At 45.8% G+C, this 17452-nt stretch carries 16 protein-coding genes; 7 read left to right on the plus strand and 9 right to left on the minus strand.

The features are described from left to right. Positions 1-811: 811 nt before the first annotated feature. A complete protein-coding gene (locus tag QUA88_RS12395) occupies positions 812-955 on the plus strand; it encodes a chlorophyll a/b-binding protein (protein ID WP_096831166.1) in 144 nt (47 codons plus the stop codon). Positions 956-1153: 198 nt separating this feature from the next. On the opposite strand, the gene QUA88_RS12400 is transcribed toward QUA88_RS12395, so the two are convergent. The 7 genes from QUA88_RS12400 to QUA88_RS12430 form a co-directional block, all read right to left on the minus strand. After that, a complete protein-coding gene (locus QUA88_RS12400) occupies positions 1154-1366 on the minus strand; it encodes a hypothetical protein (protein ID WP_333055883.1) in 213 nt (70 codons plus the stop codon). A gap of 106 nt (positions 1367-1472) precedes the next feature. Further along, complete coding sequence (locus QUA88_RS12405; RefSeq protein WP_333055882.1) at positions 1473-1691, minus strand: hypothetical protein; 219 nt, start codon at positions 1689-1691, stop codon at positions 1473-1475. Between the two features lie 461 nt (positions 1692-2152). Next, the gene (locus QUA88_RS12410; RefSeq protein WP_333055881.1) at positions 2153-2545 is read right to left on the minus strand and encodes a response regulator; all 393 of its coding nucleotides are present in this window, start codon (positions 2543-2545) and stop codon (positions 2153-2155) included. Between the two features lie 359 nt (positions 2546-2904). Next, positions 2905-5466, minus strand: a complete 2562-nt coding sequence (locus tag QUA88_RS12415) for a PAS domain S-box protein (RefSeq protein ID WP_333055880.1) — start codon at positions 5464-5466, stop codon at positions 2905-2907. A 350-nt stretch (positions 5467-5816) separates the two neighbouring features. Further along, a complete protein-coding gene (locus QUA88_RS12420; protein WP_333271920.1) occupies positions 5817-8063 on the minus strand; it encodes a glycoside hydrolase in 2247 nt (748 codons plus the stop codon). A 255-nt stretch (positions 8064-8318) separates the two neighbouring features. Further along, a complete protein-coding gene (locus QUA88_RS12425) occupies positions 8319-8555 on the minus strand; it encodes a NifU family protein (protein WP_006632519.1) in 237 nt (78 codons plus the stop codon). Between the two features lie 279 nt (positions 8556-8834). Continuing rightward, positions 8835-9485, minus strand: coding sequence for a DUF3386 domain-containing protein (locus QUA88_RS12430; RefSeq protein WP_333055878.1), 651 nt, complete (start codon positions 9483-9485; stop codon positions 8835-8837). A 320-nt stretch (positions 9486-9805) separates the two neighbouring features. Here QUA88_RS12430 and QUA88_RS12435 point away from each other — a divergent pair, with 320 nt between their 5' ends. The 3 genes from QUA88_RS12435 (at position 9806) to gmk (ending at position 13109) form a co-directional block, all read left to right on the plus strand. Beyond that, positions 9806-11344: a PAS domain S-box protein gene (locus QUA88_RS12435; RefSeq protein ID WP_333055877.1), complete on the plus strand. Its 1539-nt coding sequence runs from the start codon at positions 9806-9808 to the stop codon at positions 11342-11344. Positions 11345-12209: 865 nt separating this feature from the next. Beyond that, a complete protein-coding gene (remA, locus tag QUA88_RS12440) occupies positions 12210-12476 on the plus strand; it encodes an extracellular matrix/biofilm regulator RemA (RefSeq protein WP_172193250.1) in 267 nt (88 codons plus the stop codon). A gap of 78 nt (positions 12477-12554) precedes the next feature. After that, positions 12555-13109, plus strand: a complete 555-nt coding sequence (gene gmk, locus QUA88_RS12445) for a guanylate kinase (RefSeq protein WP_333055876.1) — start codon at positions 12555-12557, stop codon at positions 13107-13109. Between the two features lie 116 nt (positions 13110-13225). Here gmk and QUA88_RS12450 read toward each other — a convergent pair whose 3' ends face one another. Then, positions 13226-14032 (minus strand): hypothetical protein, encoded by an 807-nt coding sequence (locus tag QUA88_RS12450; protein WP_333208144.1) that lies wholly within the window; start codon positions 14030-14032, stop codon positions 13226-13228. Between the two features lie 243 nt (positions 14033-14275). On the opposite strand from QUA88_RS12450, the gene xseA reads away from it, so the two are divergent. Both xseA and xseB read left to right on the plus strand, forming a co-directional pair. Continuing rightward, positions 14276-15445: an exodeoxyribonuclease VII large subunit gene (gene xseA, locus QUA88_RS12455; protein ID WP_333271924.1), complete on the plus strand. Its 1170-nt coding sequence runs from the start codon at positions 14276-14278 to the stop codon at positions 15443-15445. Then, positions 15442-15669: an exodeoxyribonuclease VII small subunit gene (gene xseB, locus QUA88_RS12460; RefSeq protein ID WP_190740787.1), complete on the plus strand. Its 228-nt coding sequence runs from the start codon at positions 15442-15444 to the stop codon at positions 15667-15669. Before xseA ends, xseB begins: the two co-directional genes overlap by 4 nt. Before the next feature lie 353 nt (positions 15670-16022). Here the strand turns inward: xseB and QUA88_RS29500 are convergent, their stop codons facing one another. Beyond that, complete coding sequence (locus QUA88_RS29500) at positions 16023-16373, minus strand: ISAs1 family transposase (RefSeq protein ID WP_445243083.1); 351 nt, start codon at positions 16371-16373, stop codon at positions 16023-16025. A gap of 717 nt (positions 16374-17090) precedes the next feature. Here QUA88_RS29500 and QUA88_RS12465 point away from each other — a divergent pair. Next, positions 17091-17408 carry an ISAzo13-like element transposase-related protein gene (locus QUA88_RS12465; RefSeq protein WP_333055873.1) on the plus strand — a complete coding sequence of 106 codons (318 nt, stop codon included), beginning with the start codon at positions 17091-17093 and terminating at the stop codon, positions 17406-17408. Positions 17409-17452: the final 44 nt, after the last annotated feature.

A 17452-nucleotide genomic window follows, 5' to 3' on the forward strand; every position in this document is an offset into this window, starting at 1 on the left:
TCATTTTTTAACGTTATATGCTTGCTATGTAAGCATTATAACCTATTTTTATCGTATTTTATGTTTAAGTCCCGTTAAGTGTGTGTTCTGAAGATCGACGTAAATAGAAAATAAAGGCTGAGACTGGCTTTTTTGTTTGCCTGTGGTTCGATGATTGTCCACCATTGTATTCATTCCTACAATTAGGTTGATTGGACAGCCTCGACATATCGCGCATCTAGCATTCATGGAGTGTTGTCTGTGGATTTGCTCAAAAATTAACATCTCGGCACAGGACAATCTGTTACCACAAAACACTGTAATTTTGTTGGGATTTGATTAGCGTCTTAGCTACAGGGTTTACATAACTGGAACGAGTTTAGTAGCAGCCCGCTGAAGGGAAATGGAACTCAATAATGTTTCAATTTTCTCAAGCTTGTATCAACTTGTTAAAACGACATTAGACTTACATTCCGCTCAACGGGGTGCTAGAAACTTGCCCCAGTTTTATAAACCGTGTAGCTAAGACGACTCAATCAACATTCCTTCATTTTGAATGCGATATTTTGTTTTAGCTCTGCTTTTAGGCTAGCGTTCTAATTATTGGATGTCAAGTATTAACTCAAAATAATTTGTTTACATCCTTAGACATCTCACCAAGGTTTTCGCCAAGCTGACACCGATCGACCTTCCCCCCGCGAGCCCCTCTCCCTGCGGGCCCATCCCGCTGATCTCCGGCATTTGAACAGTAAATGTAAAAATATGTTGCAAACTTTATACTGCTGTGTTAAGTTTAGTTACATAAGGTTGAAATTAAACGAGGTTTATGGTCATGGAAAACAAAGACGCAAAAGTTGGCTTCACTGAGTTTGCTGAAACCTGGAACGGCCGTTTGGCAATGTTGGGCTTCGTTATCGGCCTAGCTACCGAATACATCACCGGTCAAGGCATTCTCTCTCAAATCGGTTTGATGTAATCAGCTTAACTGCATACAATAGCTGAAATTCTGTAGGGCGATCGACCCCATCACAAGTGCACTCATCCCCCCCGCTAATAAGTCCCCTTCACTTCACACGGAAGGGGATGAGTGCATTTTTTATCCAAAAATCCCACTGAGGGCACAAACAAAAATCTTTTCAGTCTCAATATTTATCGCGAGACTAACTCCAGGAAACTAAGCAATTTCTACAGAATCAAAAATCCTCAATTTAGGAGTCAAACTCGCAACCTTCACCAAACCATCGCGTTTGTGATTCCGCACGCTGTTACGTAAAATCATCTCCGACAGATCCGGCATTTCCTGCCAGCAGTGCGAGCAGAACCAATAAACGCGATTGTGGCGAGCGTGGCGGAGCAATTTAGAGGAGCAACAAGGGCAACTATTCATGATATTTTAAACCTTTTTTGAAGATATGGAGCGATAACCCAATCATTAGAGAGATTCACGAAAGCCTGCACATCTCAATTCCAGGCACAAAAATAAAAATTTTTTTTCACTCATAGCTTTGGGCGTCGCGCAAGTAGCACTTTTGGAGGCCCAAGAGTAACACCACAATCAAAAGCTGAACGCTCCAAGGAGCCCAAGAGAAACCCCAAATAAAACAACCCAGCCCGGCCCAAGCCACAAGAACAAAAATATCTTGAGAGGTTTGCCAGTAAATCCAGACTGCTGCCAGAGAAACTATTAGTAGCAAAATGTAAGCTGAGGGCATAATCGTCTTCTCCCAATGTGTCTGCCAACAGTCAGGAGCGATCCCTGACGTTCTGCTTAAACATAAAACTAAAACCTGAAGAACTTATGAAGACGAGTGAGTTGTTACAAAAAGTAAAATAATCCTGCCAGCTTATATTTCGCGGATAAATCAGTAGGAATACTGAGTTCATGGCTGAGGCCGAATTCGGTTAAATGGACGCACTACCAATAGGGACTTAGGCATCCCTATTGGTATCAATTTCACCCCAATACCGATAGGGTGGAAACTGATACCGGACTGAGGTTTTGAGTCTTAAGCTGACCGGACCAAAGGTGCGGGGTCTAAATTGCTACATATATCCTGTCCGATCGCCCTAATTCGATCTAAGGAACCATATCCAAGAAACCAAGTTTTTTTAACTCTCTTTGCCTGCAAAACTACTGCTTGAAAAGCTGCACAATTCAATGCGGACGATCGATCTATTCTTGCTTCCAGCCCAAAGCCTCAGCGACCTGATCCGCCAAAAACATCGGTTCAAAAGGCTTAGCAATCACGCTCACCACCCCCAAATCAGCGAACATCCGCCTGTCCCCAGCCAGAGCCTTAGCTGTCAATAAAATTACCGGAATGTGCTGCGTAGCCTTATTAGCTTGTAACTGTTGAAAAGTAGTAGGCCCGTCTTGGTCGGGCATCATCACGTCCAATAGAATAGCATCAGGCTGTTCGGCAAGAGCCTTAGCAACACCCTCGCGGCCAGAACTCGCTGTCAGGACTTCCCAGCCCCCCACCAGCTCAAGACTGACTTGAGCTACTTCCCGAATATCTTCCGCATCGTCAATAACCAAGATGCGCTTGGCAGTCAAAATTAACATTTTTTTATGAATGAGAACTGATCATAGATTAGAGGTTAAATGTGAATATTTTGTAAAGCAAATTATCTGACCCAATCGGACTTTACAGTAAAATTTCAAAACTGTATAGCAAATATTGAAGGAACAAGGAACAAGGAAGTTACCATTGAGCAGCAGGGTTTCACCTAAGAACATCCTAAGCGTCTGGCGCGATTGCTGTACAATATCCCACCCAAAAAAAGCCGCTTTTCGACCTCAAATTGTGCTTTTTGCCCGCAGTCCCCAAACTTCTGAAAAGGCTGAGATTGTTTGTCGATGACTCGATCAAACAATCTGCACAAAATCATTAACTTTGCGTACACCTGGGTAGAAATTAACTTTCAGTTGCCAGCCCCTCCCGCAAGAAGTGGCAGACTTAAGAAAAAAGTGCTGCCCTCCCCCACAACGCTCTCCACCCACATCCGCCCGCCGTGCTGCTCCACGATACTGCGACAAATAGCCAGCCCCAAACCAGTACCTCCTTTCTGGCGAGAATCAGAAGCATCAACTTGTTGAAAGCGTTCAAAGACCATCTCCAGTTTGTCTGGCGGAATACCCCGCCCTTGGTCTTTCACAGCAATCACGATGTACCACGAGGTCGGAACTGGCATATGCGGAGGCGCGGCGGCCGGCTCAGGAGACAACAAAGACGGAGACGACACCGACTTGTGGGCTGCTTTTTCTGCCAAATCCAGATTGTGGCTCAACTCCCCGCTCAGCCAAACCGTAGCGCCGGAGGGAGAAAATTTTATAGCATTACTTAGTAAATTTGTCAAGGCTTGAATTAGCCGATCGGGAACAGCTTGCAATTGCGCCCCCACAGGCTTCACCGACAGAGTAACTCCCGCCGGCTTCGCCATTCCCTGCATCTCGTCAGCCGCCTGCAACATCAGCTCAGCCACATTGCAAGTTTGTTTGACGGCAGTGCTGTAACTCGACTCCATCCGCTCTAAATCTAGGATGTCGTTGACCAAGCGCACCAAGCGGTCAGTATTAGTGACAGCAATCTCCAGCATCCGCTTAGCTTTCTGGGGGTAAGCGTCGAGCAGGCCGCTGTTGAGGAGGCCGAGGGCGCCGTGAATCGAGGTCATCGGCGTCCGCAGTTCGTGGCTGACAACAGAGATGAATTCATCTTTCATGCGCTCGACGGCAAGCTGCTCCGTGATATCTTTAAAAGTCACTACAGCTCCAATAATTTCGCCTTGTTCTCGCATCGGAGCGACAACGTACTCAACCGGAAAACTGCTGCCGTCTCGCCGCCAAAAAATCTCATCGGTGACGCGCCGCGCCTCTCCGTCTTCCAAGGTGGCTAAAATTTGAGAACTTACCCGGTTCGGCAGCAGTTTGCCCGCCTGCTGTGCGGCGCAGTGTGGGACAAGTTCCGACCCTGAATTGATGTCTGTTGCAGGTGACAGTTGCTCGATCGCCCTTGAGCATTCTTGCTGTGAACGGTGTAAGCTTTCATAGAGTGGTCGATCGATCAATTGCTTCAATTCGCACCCAGCCATTCTCACCGCCGCAGGATTGACAAAAGTTACTTTTCCCTGTTTGTTCAACCCGCAAATTCCTTCTCCTGCGGAGAACAAAATCATTTCTGTTTGGTGGCGGAGTTGTTCAAAGGCTTTTTCGACTCGCTTGCTGTCGCTGATGTCGCGAGAGATTGTCGAAACGCCCGTTACCGCTCCAGTCGCGTCTTTAATCGGAGAAATCGTGAGGGAGACATCTATCTGTTGGCCATCTTTCCGCAAGTGTACGGTTTCATAATGGTCGATGGTGGCTCCAGCTCTAATATTTTCCAATATTTGAGGCATTTCCTTGGGGCGTTCGGGTATGGCTAGAATCTCTATAGACTTCCCCTTGATTTCCGCCGCACAGTAGCCATAAATCTTCTCTGCTCCTGTGTTCCAGCTCTGAATTGTCCCGGTGAGGGTTTTGCTGACGATGCCGTCATCGGAAGACTCGACAATCGACGCCAAGCGCACGAGTTCGTCTCTAGCTTGCTTGTATTCGGTGATGTCGCGGCCCAAAATCACGATACTTTTGCGTCTGCCGTCGGGGTGAAATACGGGTACTTTAATCACGTCGTAGATATTCACAGTACCGTCCGATCGGGGAATCATTTCTTCCCCCCTAGAAAGCTTACCTTTTTCCCACGCTTCTCGATCGCTCACCTCGCAAGCCTGTAACGCCTCGCGGTAAAAACTGCTGAGTTCTCCTAGCTGAGAATCTTTAAGGCCACGGTAGTCTATTTTTTCTAGCTCGAACACTTCCAATATCGCTTGATTTGCCTCCTGCCACCTGCCCTCGCCATCTTTGAAGCAGACAATATCTGGCATGGCATTCATCAGCAAGTTGAGATAGGAGTTTTCTCGCAGTGCAGTTTCTACCTCGGCCCGCTTGGCGATTTCCCGTTGCAGGTTTTCGTTTGCCGTTTGCAGCGAGTCCTTTAACAAACTTTCTGTAAAAGTCCGTTCTTTAATTATTTCCTGAAGTCTGTGGATTTCTAGCGACTGCCGCCTGCGGGCCAACAAATTCTCTACCCGCCAATGCAGTTGGGCGAGTTCGACGGGACTTACTATCAAATCGTCTATTCTGCGTTCGAGTTGTTTGGGCTGCTGCGAAAATGGCTGCTCAGAAAGAGCAGGCGTTTGGGATTGACTAACCAGCAAGAACGGTAAAAATATCGGTTCGGCGGCAGTTTTTAATGATTCTACCAGCGGCCCGATGCGATCGAAAGAGGCCTCGTCGAGAATGCACAAGTCAAAAGCGATTTGGGGAATGGGAAATTCGGAGTTGGGATTTAAAGCGCGATCGAGTACAATCACCTCATGCTCGGTGTTGAGGTGGGCGATCGGCAAATTAAGTTGTTGGTGGCGATCGACCAATAGTAAAATGCGGCTCATTAGTTTGTTAATTTCCCCATGACTAATGATATGATTTCCGGTAAAATAACTATTACAATAAGGTTTGTAGTGATGACTTTATTCCTCTTTTTCATGAGTGATGAAGCCCTCATTACAGACATATTTTATAGTTTTCGCTCGACCGGATGCGACCGAAATTATCAAGGCATTAGGCAGCCAGAGTAGAATCCCCAATTGGATATAATTTGATAATTATTTAATTGTTTGTTGGTTCAAAAAATCACTAATGACTAATGACTAATTCAGGGGGCGGGTTTATATTTATTTGGGTTAGCAGTTCTATGAAAGCTGGTGAAACCCGCCCCTACAGCCTAATGACTAATGACTTTTTACGGCATTCCGATCGGAATCAAAGAATCGAACGGCATACAGGTAGAGTAACTACTCCCATCCGATAAAACCGCAATCAGCCTCACCTGCCAGTCGGGCATAATCTGCAAATCCGCCCAGGGCACTGCTACCTCCAAACATTTATCCACTCCCACTTGGGCGCGGCTAATGCGGGGCAGCCACCGATCGCCCTCTTCTGCTTCCTGAAACCAAATCGATTTCGTCAGCAAATTAATCTCTAACTGATGGTGGTATCTATAGTTGAGCGGTGCTTCGTCAGGTAAACCCGACAGCGGAATCAGACTGTTGTTCATCGTGCGATCGGGATAAAACCAGAACAAATTTAACTGCTGCGGGCAATCAATTCCCGGCCGCACCCCTACCTTGAAGTCGGCACGAATGTAAAAATTCAAGTGGTCAACCCCGTACCAAAGGCGCTGAATTGCCGAACTCCGGTGCATCGTACCCCTTGCTCCCCCAACTTCAATCCGACCGGCTTTGTCCCAATCCTGTTCGTTGCCGATACCGTCAATCACCGGGTGAATAAAGCTCAGCGGCAGGTGGTCGCCTTGAACAGAGTGCACCTCTACTTGCCGCCGCACTTCCGGGGGTACAGGCTCGCCGAGAGCTTCGTAAATCGCCGCTACGTGTTCGCGAAATAGCTGGTCGAACATGGCATCTTGGTTCGACGTGTGGCCTTCGCCAAACCACCAGAACCAGTCGGAACCTTCGGCCGCATACAGCGCTTCCCAAGCTTCTGGGTTGCTTTCTTCTGTGGCCTCTGGATGGTTTGCCAGCATTTGTCTCGCAGGCTCTAACAAGTCCCAAGCGCGATTTTTCGCGGGATCGCCGATCCAAGTTGTGAGAGAACCGTCCACCCAGGAACCAGTGTGCAGTTGGGCTGCGGGAATTGTTTCGGTTGCTGGGAATTTGTCGAGAAATTCCGAGACTGTGACTAATTTGATATCTGGATTGTCGCTGAGAGTTTGATAGAGGGATTCTAAGAACGGTTTGCCGTCTTGGGGATAGAATTCCCAGCAATTTTCGCCGTCGAGGGCGATCGTCACTAACCAGGGATTTTCTAAAGCTGTTTGGCCGCCTGACTGTCGGTTTTTGAGAGTTCTGCCGATCGCCTCTAAGTGTCCCACTAAATCTGATGCTGCTTTTTCCGGTTCCATCGAACCGTAGGTAAACCCGATCAAGTCCGACAATCTGTGGTCTCTAAATACTATGGCTAAATCCCCGTCAGGAGTTTCTAAACGGTAAGGGCGATATAAGAATTCTGGTTCGTAGACATTCCCTGTCGCGTCGCGGTGGAAAAAGTGTTTAATTGTCCACCCCAAAACTGCTTCGTCCGAGACTATCCATTTAAAGCCTTGTTTGGCAATGTAGGGCAAAATTTCCGGGCTGACTGCTTGTTCCGACGGCCACAAACCGCGCGGTTGGCAATCAAACCGGTCTTCATACATTTCCCAGGCTTTTCTCAGGTGTCGGGGAATATCTTCTTCCCACTGAAACCGGTGTTGTGGCAGCGTCATGTTTGGAATAGCTATGCGGCCGCCATTAGTGTCAGCAAGCAGCGGTAAAATCGGGTGCGTGTAGGGGGTTGTGGAGACTTCCAACTGTCCCTCAGCTTGCATTTTACGGTGCTGGGGGATGATGCGAGCGAGGATTTCTTTTTGTTTTGAGTAGATGTTTTTTCTGTCTACCAAACTAAAATTTTGTCCTTGTTTCAGCCACCCTGCAATCTCCGGGTCGTCCCAAAACAGCGGGTCAATCCAAGCTAAATTGTGCCAGGCCAGCAAGTCGCTAAAATCCTGCAATTTCCAGTTTTCCAAACACCACTGAATGCCTTTTTCCTGCCGCTGAGTGTAGAGTTGAGCGTAGCGGGGGTGTGGCTGAATCAGAGTGTGGTAATTGGCGTCAAAAAAGTGTTCTAAAATGAACTCTTGTTCTGGGAGGGTTAAAATTTCTGCTGACTTTAATGTCACCGTCAAGTAAGGGTCTAATGCTTTATCTGCGATGCAGTCTTCTATCTGCAAAATCAAGGAGGGAACCAAGTTTACGGTTTGATGAAGCTTGGGATATTTTGCCAGGAGGAGCACTAAATCCAAGTAGTCTTTGACTCCGTGCAAGCGCACCCAAGGCAGTCGGTACTGGGCTGTTCCTGCGCTAGCTGATACTCTGGATTTGTAGAGCGGTTGGTGTTGGTGCCAAATGAAGGCTACATAAAGGGGGTGAGACATTGAATTTAGTAATTGGTAATTGAATTTGGTAATTGGTAATTGGTAATTGGTAATTAAATTGGGTAATTGGTAATTGGCAATTAAATTGGGTAATTGGTAACAGTCAACAGTCAACTGGTAATTGGTAACAGCCAACTGTTAACAGCCAACTGCCAACAGTCAACCGTCAACTGGTAATTGGTAACAGTCAACCGTCAACCGTCAACCGTCAACTGCCAACTACCAATTGCCAACTACCAATTGCCAACTGACTAATTACATTACCTGTTCGACTTCGGCAATTTCTGGGATAGCCTCGCGCAGGCGACGTTCAATCCCCATTCTCAGAGTCATTGTGGAACTCGGGCAAGAGCCACAAGCTCCTTGCAGTCTCAGGTGTACCACTGGGCCGTCAATTTCTACGAGTTCGACGTTGCCACCGTCGGATATCAGGTAGGGGCGCATTTCATCGAGAACTGTTTCGACGTTATCTCTGGTTAGTGCTAGTGTCATATTTCGCCTCTGTGATGATTTTTTGCAGGTGATGAAAGTTCGATTTGACTCAAGGGCAGCATTCTCAACCCGCGCGGGATTTAAGAAACCGGGTTTTTTGATCAAAGACTTAGGCACTCAGGTGAGCCCGCGGCAGGAAACCCGGTTTCTGTCACGCTGATGCTCGATCCCAATTAGCTCTCTCGTTCGATCGTAGCGTTACTTGCCGCCAAATCAAGTTGATTCTGATACGTTAACCAAAAAAACCCTTTTATTTAAGAAATCGGGTTTTTGAGGGCGCTACACTACTGCTGGTTCTAGCAGTTTGACGTGGGAGTAGTTGAACTCGGTTGTTGTCAGTTGACCTTTTTCTTTGGCTCGAACTACTTGCTTTGTCATGACATAATAGTCGCCTATCTTCTCAAAGGTATCTTCAAATTCGAGTTCTTTGATAATTTCGTCTGTTTGGGGGTTGCGGAAAACGGCATCGTAGTGGGTAGCCAAAGAACCTTCGGGTGTCTCTAAGCTTTTGTGCGTGTCAATTACGAAAGCCATCCGGCCCATCACCCGGCTGACTTGACAAATTGAGAGACCTCGGATTTTATAATTCGAGCCCATTGAGTCGCCTTGCACCAAGATGTCCACAGCGTCGGTGCTGTCCTTCTCGCCCAGGGTAAAGCTATTTTTGCCGTGAGATTTTTCAAATGTCGATCGTTTGCGGTGGGTGACAATATCACGCATTTGGGTGTAGACGCTTTGCTGCACTTCCTCATCTTCAATGCCGCTGACTTCCACGCTCATGTCGGGTTTGATGGAAACATGACCCGTATATACTTCGTCGCCCTGTTTGAGTTCAATATCGGCACTGTAACCGGGAAAATTGGCATCCCAGGTATAGCGGTGTTCGTAAGCAGCGCGAAACAAATCGCGAGCGTTGGCTTGCTCTGTCATAAATCCCTCTTTCTCTTGACACCCATCTAGTTTAGCTTAACCGCGAGAAGCCCTACATTCACTGGGTAGGAGAGTTACCCGCACTCCTGGCGATCACTTCTTGGGGGTGCGGCTGGGCTGGCAATTAGGGCGCAACAAGAATTTACTTTCTCTATCGGTTGCTATGATTTGAAGAGAAAGTCCCAAAATGCCTGGTTATTGAGAGCGCGATGGGTCGATCGCCACACACCAGTCTTAGTTATGGGTTATGTTGAAAAAACTTGTGTCCGCTTTTTAGGGGTTGCACCCGCCGGCAACTATTAGATTCCCCCCTTAATAAAATGCTAGAAACTGTCTACAAACACTTAGAAACATTGCAGGAACAAGCTAGGGAATTGCCACACCCGCAACAGGCAATTTTCACAAAAACTTTGGAAGATTTATCAAATTCTCTACAGGAAATTGCAGGCAGCCGCTTGTTTGAAAGCGCCACAAATAACGCGGCAAAGCTGGTTAAAATTGAAAAAAACAATCGCCTATTGGAGCGCACTGTAGCCCAGCAAGTAGGGCAAATCAGACAGCTACGGGAGCAGTTGGAAAAACAAATCAGCCAGCATCGCAGGGACACTCAAGCCTTAACTAAAAGTGAAGCCAAACTGCAAGCTATGCTGCGTAATTCTCCCGATCTAATTAGCATTGTCGGCTCCGATGGGCGAGTTAGATACCACAGCGGCTCTCTACAGCGGCTTTTGGGCTACAACCCAGAAGATAGAATTGGCAAATTTCACGGCGAGTTAATCCATCCAGACGATTTGCTAGCTTGGCAGACGTATTTTGGTAAGTTGTTAGAAGCTCCCGGAATTGGGGGGGCAATCGAATATCGGAAACGCCACGCTGACGGTTCTTGGATCTACATGGAGTCAATAGGTAACAGTTTGCTTTACGATTCTAGCGTGCAGGGAATTATAATTAATTCGCGGGAAATAGGGGAACGAAAGCAAGCGGAAGTCGCTGTCCGAGATTCGGAACTGCACTACAGAGTTATGTCGCAAATTACTTCGGATTTTGCCTATTCTTTTAAGGGACTTCCCGATGGCAAGTTCGCCTGCGAGTGGGCGACAGAAGCTTTTGAGCGCTGCACCGGTTGCGTTCCTGAAGAATTAGAATCGTTTGGTTGGTGGAACTCCGAACTCGTTCATCCCGACGACAGGGAAATGTTAATTAAACAGTTAGAAGGCTGTACTTTCAGCCGCACTGGAGCTAATGAGTATCGCATTATTAATCAAAAAGGCGAGGTGCGCTGGGTGCGGGACTACTGGCAAGTGGTGTGGGACAAAACTGCTGAACGGGTTGTCCGGTTGTGGGGCGCTTGTCAGGAAATTACCGATCGCAAGCAAGTAGAATTGAAACTGCAACTCGTTAACCAAGTTTTGCAAGCCCAGATAGCATCGGCGCCGCTGGCGATTAACTGTACCAGCAATGACGGCAATACCGTTGTTTGGAACCGCGCCGCCGAACAACTTTTTGGCTGGGCTGCGGCTGAGGTTTTAGGGAAACCTTTACCGAATATTCCTGAAGGCCAAAAGCAAGATTTTTACGCGCTGCTAAAGTCTGCGTCTAATGGCAAACCGCAAAACGGTTTGGAAATATCTTTGTTGAAAAAAGACGGTAGTTCGATCGATGTTTGGCTTTGGGCCGCACCTGTGCGAGATGCGGGCGGCCAAACTGTCGGCAGTATCAACATATTTTCTAATCTTTCAGAACGCAAGCGCATAGAGGAAGAGCGCCAAAAACTAGCAGCGATGAAAGATATGGAAGAACCTTTTTGGGCGCGCTATGTCAGCCCTCCAAAAATACCGAAAAAAAAGGGTGGCGGGTAATTATCTCAAGTTACAATCATTAAAAGTGCGAAAGTGCAATCTTATGATTGCAGGGTAAGAGGCTCTCAATCATGCTTGACAAAAGCACTTGAGAATTGGTTGGGTGGAGGGGAGATATTATTCCCTGCCCCTCCCATTTAGATATGTACGTGCGAATTTCTCCGCATACAGAGCCCGATGTTCTCAGCTTTCGCTTTTGCTCATGTGAATATAATCGTGATAGATGAGAGTGAACCGCTAGAAGGCTGTTTATTTTCGAGTTACTATGGTTGCCGTCTACATGATGTAGATTAACCCTTTCATCGCCTAGCATTTTTAAGCCATATTCCCCACATTTATGGTTTTGCCGTTTTAAGGATTTAGAGGTTTCGCTGTCATAAAGTTTGCTGTTACGCTTACTCCAGTAAGGAATGAGAATTAAATAACTTCCACTCTTGAAAGTGGGATGGGCTCTTATAGCCCGTCCACTCATGACGGGCTATAAGAGCCCATCCCACAATAACAATTAAAATTGTAAGTTATTTAATTCGCGATCCTTAAAAACTGTCCGGAGTATTGCTATCTGGGAAATTAAATTTATATTTCGCAACATTTACTGGATGTTGTCTCGATACAGCTAATGCTATCATTTGCAACTCAAAATCGACGCTTTTACTGAATCTTTAAGATAGAGCGACAACAGCGAGTCTTTTTTAAATTTTTGATAAAGAACGGGGTACTAGGCGTCAAAAGGGTAAAATTTTTAGGTAGGAAATAAAAAACTTAGTTGGGATTAATTTGAGGATTGTCAGAAAAAATCTTTGTATATTATATGATCAAAAGTAAGGATTGATAGTCAATCGTTCACCTACAAATTAAGAATTTCATGGATATTCAATTAATTAATATCGGTTTTGGTAACATTGTGTCTGCTAATCGAGTGATTGCCATTGTCAGTCCTGAGTCAGCGCCAATTAAGCGGATTATTACTGATGCACGGGAGCGGGGACAACTGGTTGACGCTACTTACGGCCGCCGCACGAGGGCGGTAATTATTACAGATTCGAGTCACGTCATCCTCTCGGCGATTCAGCCGGAAACTGTTGCTAATCGTTTTGCGATCGGCAAAGACGGTCAAGGTAGGGATGATTGAGGTTTGTCAGTTGCAATTTGAGCGCTTACGGTCTAAAGTAAGCAGAAACTTAAATTGTTACACGTTTCTTTTCTAAAAATGAAATCTGGTAAATTAATTGTTCTGACGGGGCCTAGCGGTGTGGGGAAAGGCACCTTAGTACGATCGCTCCTCAATCGCCATTCCGAATTGTATCTTTCGGTATCGGTGACAACTCGTGAGCCCCGCGAGGGAGAAATTGAGGGACAACACTATTATTTTGTCAGCCGCAGCCGTTTTGAAAAAATGGTTGAGGCTGGAGAGTTGGCGGAATGGGCCCAGTTTGCCGGTAATTTTTACGGTACTCCTTATTTTGGTCTTAAACAAGGAATCGGTGAGGGAAAATCGGTAATCCTGGAAATTGAGCTGGAAGGGGCAAGGCAAATTAGGAATAATTTTCCAGAGGCGCTGCGAATTTTTATTTTACCTCCTTCTTGGGAAGAGTTGGAGCGCCGGCTGCGGAGTCGGGGTCAAGATTCTGAAACTGCGATCGCCCGTCGGTTGGTGCGGGCTAAAGAGGAAATTGAAGCGGCGGGGGAATTCGATTTCCAAGTTGTTAATGACGATTTGGAAGTTGCTTTGAAAAAGCTAGAATCAATACTTAATTTGGAGTAATTTTTAGGTGGGTATGAGTGAATTTTGAAGTTTTATTGATATTAAGGCCCAACAGCACGACACAAAAGTCACGGATACACTGATAGTTGTTTTTTCTTCTAACTTCTGAATCACCATTAAGAATTAATCCGTGTATCCGTGTCAAAATCAGTGTCGTGCATTCCTTGTTCCTTCAATCTTACCCATTTCTCCGTCCTGGCTAAAACTTCGCTACTTTGTTTGATAGCAACACAAACTTTTAAATTCAATTCCAGAATATTAAGTGAAGGAGAAATTTTTCTCAACGGTTCAATTTCGCGAGCAGAACAGCCCAACATTTCCATATAAGCTAGCGTCCAGCCAATAGCTGCAATGTCCCCTACATTGCCTTCTCCGGCGCAAAGGTAACAACCCAGTTCGCCCTCCGACCCACACTCAGGACACACCCAATTGCCCAGTTGTGAATGGAGTAGATTTGTGCGGGAGGCGGATGCGATTGTTAATGCTTTAATATGATTTTGAACTACTTGTTTAAAACCTCGGTTGTGGTCGCTGCGGTGGTCGGAATTACCGGGCGATCGCCCGATTGCTACTGCTTGCTGTTGTGGCGAAGCAACAGAGGCTGTTTGGTTCTCCCTGGTTACTCTAGATTCGCCTAGGTTCGCAGTTAGCTGAATACCATAGTCTTTCGACTCTTCAGTCTGAGAGTGGTTGAGTGCGCTGGAGGAATCGGGTTCGGAAGTTGTGAAGGATTGTTCTATGCGATCCTCTTCGAGGGCTTCGCCAACGGCAAAATCTTGCATTGAGAGGTGATGTTCGATCGCCAAAGACCAAGTTCTTTTATGTCGGAGGTCGCCATATTTTCTGGCTTCTTCCTCAGTAATGCCGATCGCCGCAGCCTCTTGGCGCAGCACATTAATCGAAGTCATTGTATCTGATATCATTAGTTTGTTTGCAGTTAAATTTACGATCGCCCGCTCAGCCTACAAATAAATTACCTTAGATATAGTACAATAGTCCGGACTATTTTTAGATTGTCTTCTGAAATCAGTGATTTTCCGTTATGAAGGAGATTGCACAATCGCCCTGAAACCCTTATTTTACGCTTGGCAATCACACACTGTCCGAAGCATTGATAGTAGCCTAAATCTAAAATCTAATATCTAAAATCTAAAATCTAAAATTGGATGACTTCAATTCTTCCCGATACAGCTTTATCTGTTGCTGGACTAACATCTTACCTGCAAGACTTGTTGGAGGGCGATCGCAACCTGCAATCAATTTGGCTGACAGGCGAGGTGTCGAACGTTTCGCACCACCCCAGCGGCTGCTTTTTCACTCTCTGCGACACCGACAAAAGCGCTGCTATTCGCTGCGTGGTGTGGAATTCTCAGCGGCCAAAATTGGTGCAAATGCCCGCAAAAGGGGAACAGTTGCTGGTTTTGGGAAGCATCCGGGTTTACAAAAATCGCGGCGAGTACCAGTTGACGGTTGTGCAATCGCTGCCGGCTGGGGAAGGATTGCAGGCTTTGCGGTTGCAGCAATTGCGATCGCGCTTGGATGCTGAGGGTTTCTTCGATCCCGCCCGAAAGCGCCCGATTCCCGCACACCCGCAAATTGTGGCCGTGGTGACATCCGATACTGGCGCTGCTTGGGGAGACATTCAGCGCACTCTAGCCCAAAGATATCCGGGTTTGCGGGTGTTGCTGTCGCCGACAGGAGTGCAGGGGGAATTCGCTGCTGCTGCGATTGCTAGGGCGATCGCCCGTGTAGAATTGGACGGTAGGGCGGAGGTGATCGTGTTAGGGCGGGGCGGCGGGGCGGCGGAAGATTTGGCTTGTTTTAATGATGAGAGAGTTGTCAGGGCGATCGCCAATTGTGCGATTCCAATTATCACTGGTATCGGGCACGAAAGAGACGAATCTCTCGCCGATTTAGTAGCAGATAAACGAGCCCACACTCCTACTGCGGCGGCGGCTCAAGCTGTACCAATTTTAGCAGATATTTACTTTGAACACAAGCAGCGAATGGTCAATTTAGCAAGTGCTGTGCGGGCCAGATTTCAGGCAGAAGAAGAGCATTTGCAACAGTTACAAAATCGATTAAAACGTTTGCCTGCGACATCCCGAACTTTGCGGCAGGCAACTGGTAAACTGGAAGTATTGCAAGAAAAGTTATCCGCACTGAATCCGGCGGCGGTTTTGCAAAGGGGTTATGCGGCGGTAATCCAAAGTGACGGTACGATCGTCCGCACAACTGACGGTTTGGAATTGGGAGAGGAATTGACTGTGAGGTTGAGTCGGGGCCGGCTGAAAGTTAAGATTGTAGAAGTATTGGATGCGGAAGACAAGTTATGATTGATTCGCAGTTGCGCCAGTCTGACTGGAATTATGAGGAAACGGTCGATCGAATTGAAGCAATTATCGATCGGGTGGAATCGGGAGAGTTGCCCCTAGAGGAGGTTTTCGAGCAGTTTGGGGTGGCTGTAGAGTGTTGGCAGCAGTGCGAAAGCTTTTTGGCGCGGGGGAAGGAACAGATGGATTTGTCGATCGAGCTTTTGGCTGCAGAACCCGATTTTTAACCGGAGATAAACTCTGATTAATGTGGATAAAATAGCGCGTTTTGCCGAAATCCAGACAGGGAATTAATTCCCTGTCTCCTCGCAAAAATCTTCGCTATGAGGAGTGTTAAACTGATAATACTCAATCCGGGTTCGCTACCCCCTTTCTTATTACCCAACGCCGAATCAAAATCGACATTCTTTACCTTAAAACCAGGTTACTTTGCATCACTCCTTTATTTGATTTTTTTAGTCAAATTCATCTTCCGATATTGCTTGATACTCCCAAAGCTTCTTCCCTCGGATCGTACACCAATTTCCCGTAAATTTTCAGCATCCAATCCGCGAATTAATACATGGTAAAAGCATCTCAATCACCCTTGACAAAAGGACTCAAAAGAATCTAATATATTGTCAGCAAAACAAGAACGAATAATTTGAATCAGATCATCACTATCCATAGCTGCCCTTTTCATTTTTTGTCTAAAACTACGTTTGTAAGTCAGTTCACGATTGAAGGCATTGAGCGCGAGCCGTCGCAGGACAGCTAAATTCTGGGGACTGTGGAAAAAGCGAATCCGGCAGGCATCTTCAGCAAAGGTAGAATCTAAAGCCCAATGAGCCTCATTTTCAATCCCCCAATGTTTTCGGAGAGCTCGACCTAAAAGTTGAGCATCACTATCTAAGGAAGTTAGAAATGAAAAATAAATAAGTTGATGAGTTATCGGTTATAATGAAATAAAGTGTGAGATGACAATTTTTACTCCTACAGAGAACAACTCACAACTGATTTTTATAGTTAACTCTTCTAATTTACTTTTAACTCCCGGTCTGAGTCTAATTGAATTGAGTCAAAAATTAAAAAACTTTATACATCATTATTATCAGAAAAAAACAAAAGAAGATATGCAGCTTTCTTAAGCTCAAAAATTAGGATGGGGTGGAATTAGGTATGTAATGCAAATTTTGGGATGCAGTCGAAATACTATCATCAAGGTAATAGAAGATTTAGAAAAAATGGACTCAGAGACACTGAATAGTTCCAGGATCAGAAAGAGAGGAGGGGAAAGAAAAAGTATTCTGTCTACTAAAATCGCCATTGATGCAGAATTTTTATACATTTTAAAAAATCACACAGCCTGAAACCCAATGAATGAGTTAATCAAATAAACTAATTTGACCCATAAAGAAATAGCTTCTGCAATACAAGCGGCAGGTTTTACCATTAGTCTCCCCTTACGATCGCGAATTAAATAATTTACACTCTTGAAAGTGGGGAGTAGGGGTTGGGCTTATAGCCCGCCCTTTCTGGACGAGCAGGACGCCCATCCCACAAGAACCATCACGGATTGTAAGTTATTTAATTCTCATTCCTTAGTGGCAAAACTATTAAAAAATCATTGGTATTTGAAACGAAAACAAAAAACAAATAATAGTAATTAATGAAAATCGTGACGCTCAATTTTAAAATATTGCGAAAGTGGATACGGAGTATAGAGAAGCCAGCAATCCTATCCAACCGTTTTGATACCAAAAAGAAAAAAGTTTTAGGAAATTTGTATCCTCCGGGAACTCTCTATACAAAGGAACCTGTCACTACTTTCGATCGGGATTTTTGGAGTTTAGGTCACGGTAAAGTGAGCCCACATGGGGTTTATGATTCTCAACAAAACCGAGGATATATAACATTAAGAAATAGTAAAAATACCAGTGAATTCGCCTGTGAGTCTTTAAAAAAATGGCAGGGTAAGCTCATCTAATTTGGTATAATATGAACTTGACAAAGTTAACAAAATAAGCATAA

It is taken from the genome of Microcoleus sp. D3_18_C2 (genome assembly GCF_036702395.1).
Classification (GTDB): domain Bacteria; phylum Cyanobacteriota; class Cyanobacteriia; order Cyanobacteriales; family Microcoleaceae; genus Microcoleus.

Coding starts and splice junctions, on each gene's coding strand:
- remA (WP_172193250.1), top strand. CDS start 12,210: ATGGATATTCAATTAATTAATATCGGTTTTGGTAACATTGTGTCTGCT.
- QUA88_RS12420 (WP_333271920.1), bottom strand. CDS start 8,063: ATGTCTCACCCCCTTTATGTAGCCTTCATTTGGCACCAACACCAACCG.
- QUA88_RS12395 (WP_096831166.1), top strand. CDS start 812: ATGGAAAACAAAGACGCAAAAGTTGGCTTCACTGAGTTTGCTGAAACC.
- gmk (WP_333055876.1), top strand. CDS start 12,555: ATGAAATCTGGTAAATTAATTGTTCTGACGGGGCCTAGCGGTGTGGGG.
- QUA88_RS12415 (WP_333055880.1), bottom strand. CDS start 5,466: ATGAGCCGCATTTTACTATTGGTCGATCGCCACCAACAACTTAATTTG.
- xseB (WP_190740787.1), top strand. CDS start 15,442: ATGATTGATTCGCAGTTGCGCCAGTCTGACTGGAATTATGAGGAAACG.
- QUA88_RS12465 (WP_333055873.1), top strand. CDS start 17,091: ATGAAAATCGTGACGCTCAATTTTAAAATATTGCGAAAGTGGATACGG.
- QUA88_RS12435 (WP_333055877.1), top strand. CDS start 9,806: ATGCTAGAAACTGTCTACAAACACTTAGAAACATTGCAGGAACAAGCT.
- QUA88_RS12410 (WP_333055881.1), bottom strand. CDS start 2,545: ATGTTAATTTTGACTGCCAAGCGCATCTTGGTTATTGACGATGCGGAA.
- QUA88_RS12450 (WP_333208144.1), bottom strand. CDS start 14,032: ATGATATCAGATACAATGACTTCGATTAATGTGCTGCGCCAAGAGGCT.
- QUA88_RS12425 (WP_006632519.1), bottom strand. CDS start 8,555: ATGACACTAGCACTAACCAGAGATAACGTCGAAACAGTTCTCGATGAA.
- QUA88_RS12400 (WP_333055883.1), bottom strand. CDS start 1,366: ATGAATAGTTGCCCTTGTTGCTCCTCTAAATTGCTCCGCCACGCTCGC.
- QUA88_RS12405 (WP_333055882.1), bottom strand. CDS start 1,691: ATGCCCTCAGCTTACATTTTGCTACTAATAGTTTCTCTGGCAGCAGTC.
- QUA88_RS12430 (WP_333055878.1), bottom strand. CDS start 9,485: ATGACAGAGCAAGCCAACGCTCGCGATTTGTTTCGCGCTGCTTACGAA.
- xseA (WP_333271924.1), top strand. CDS start 14,276: ATGACTTCAATTCTTCCCGATACAGCTTTATCTGTTGCTGGACTAACA.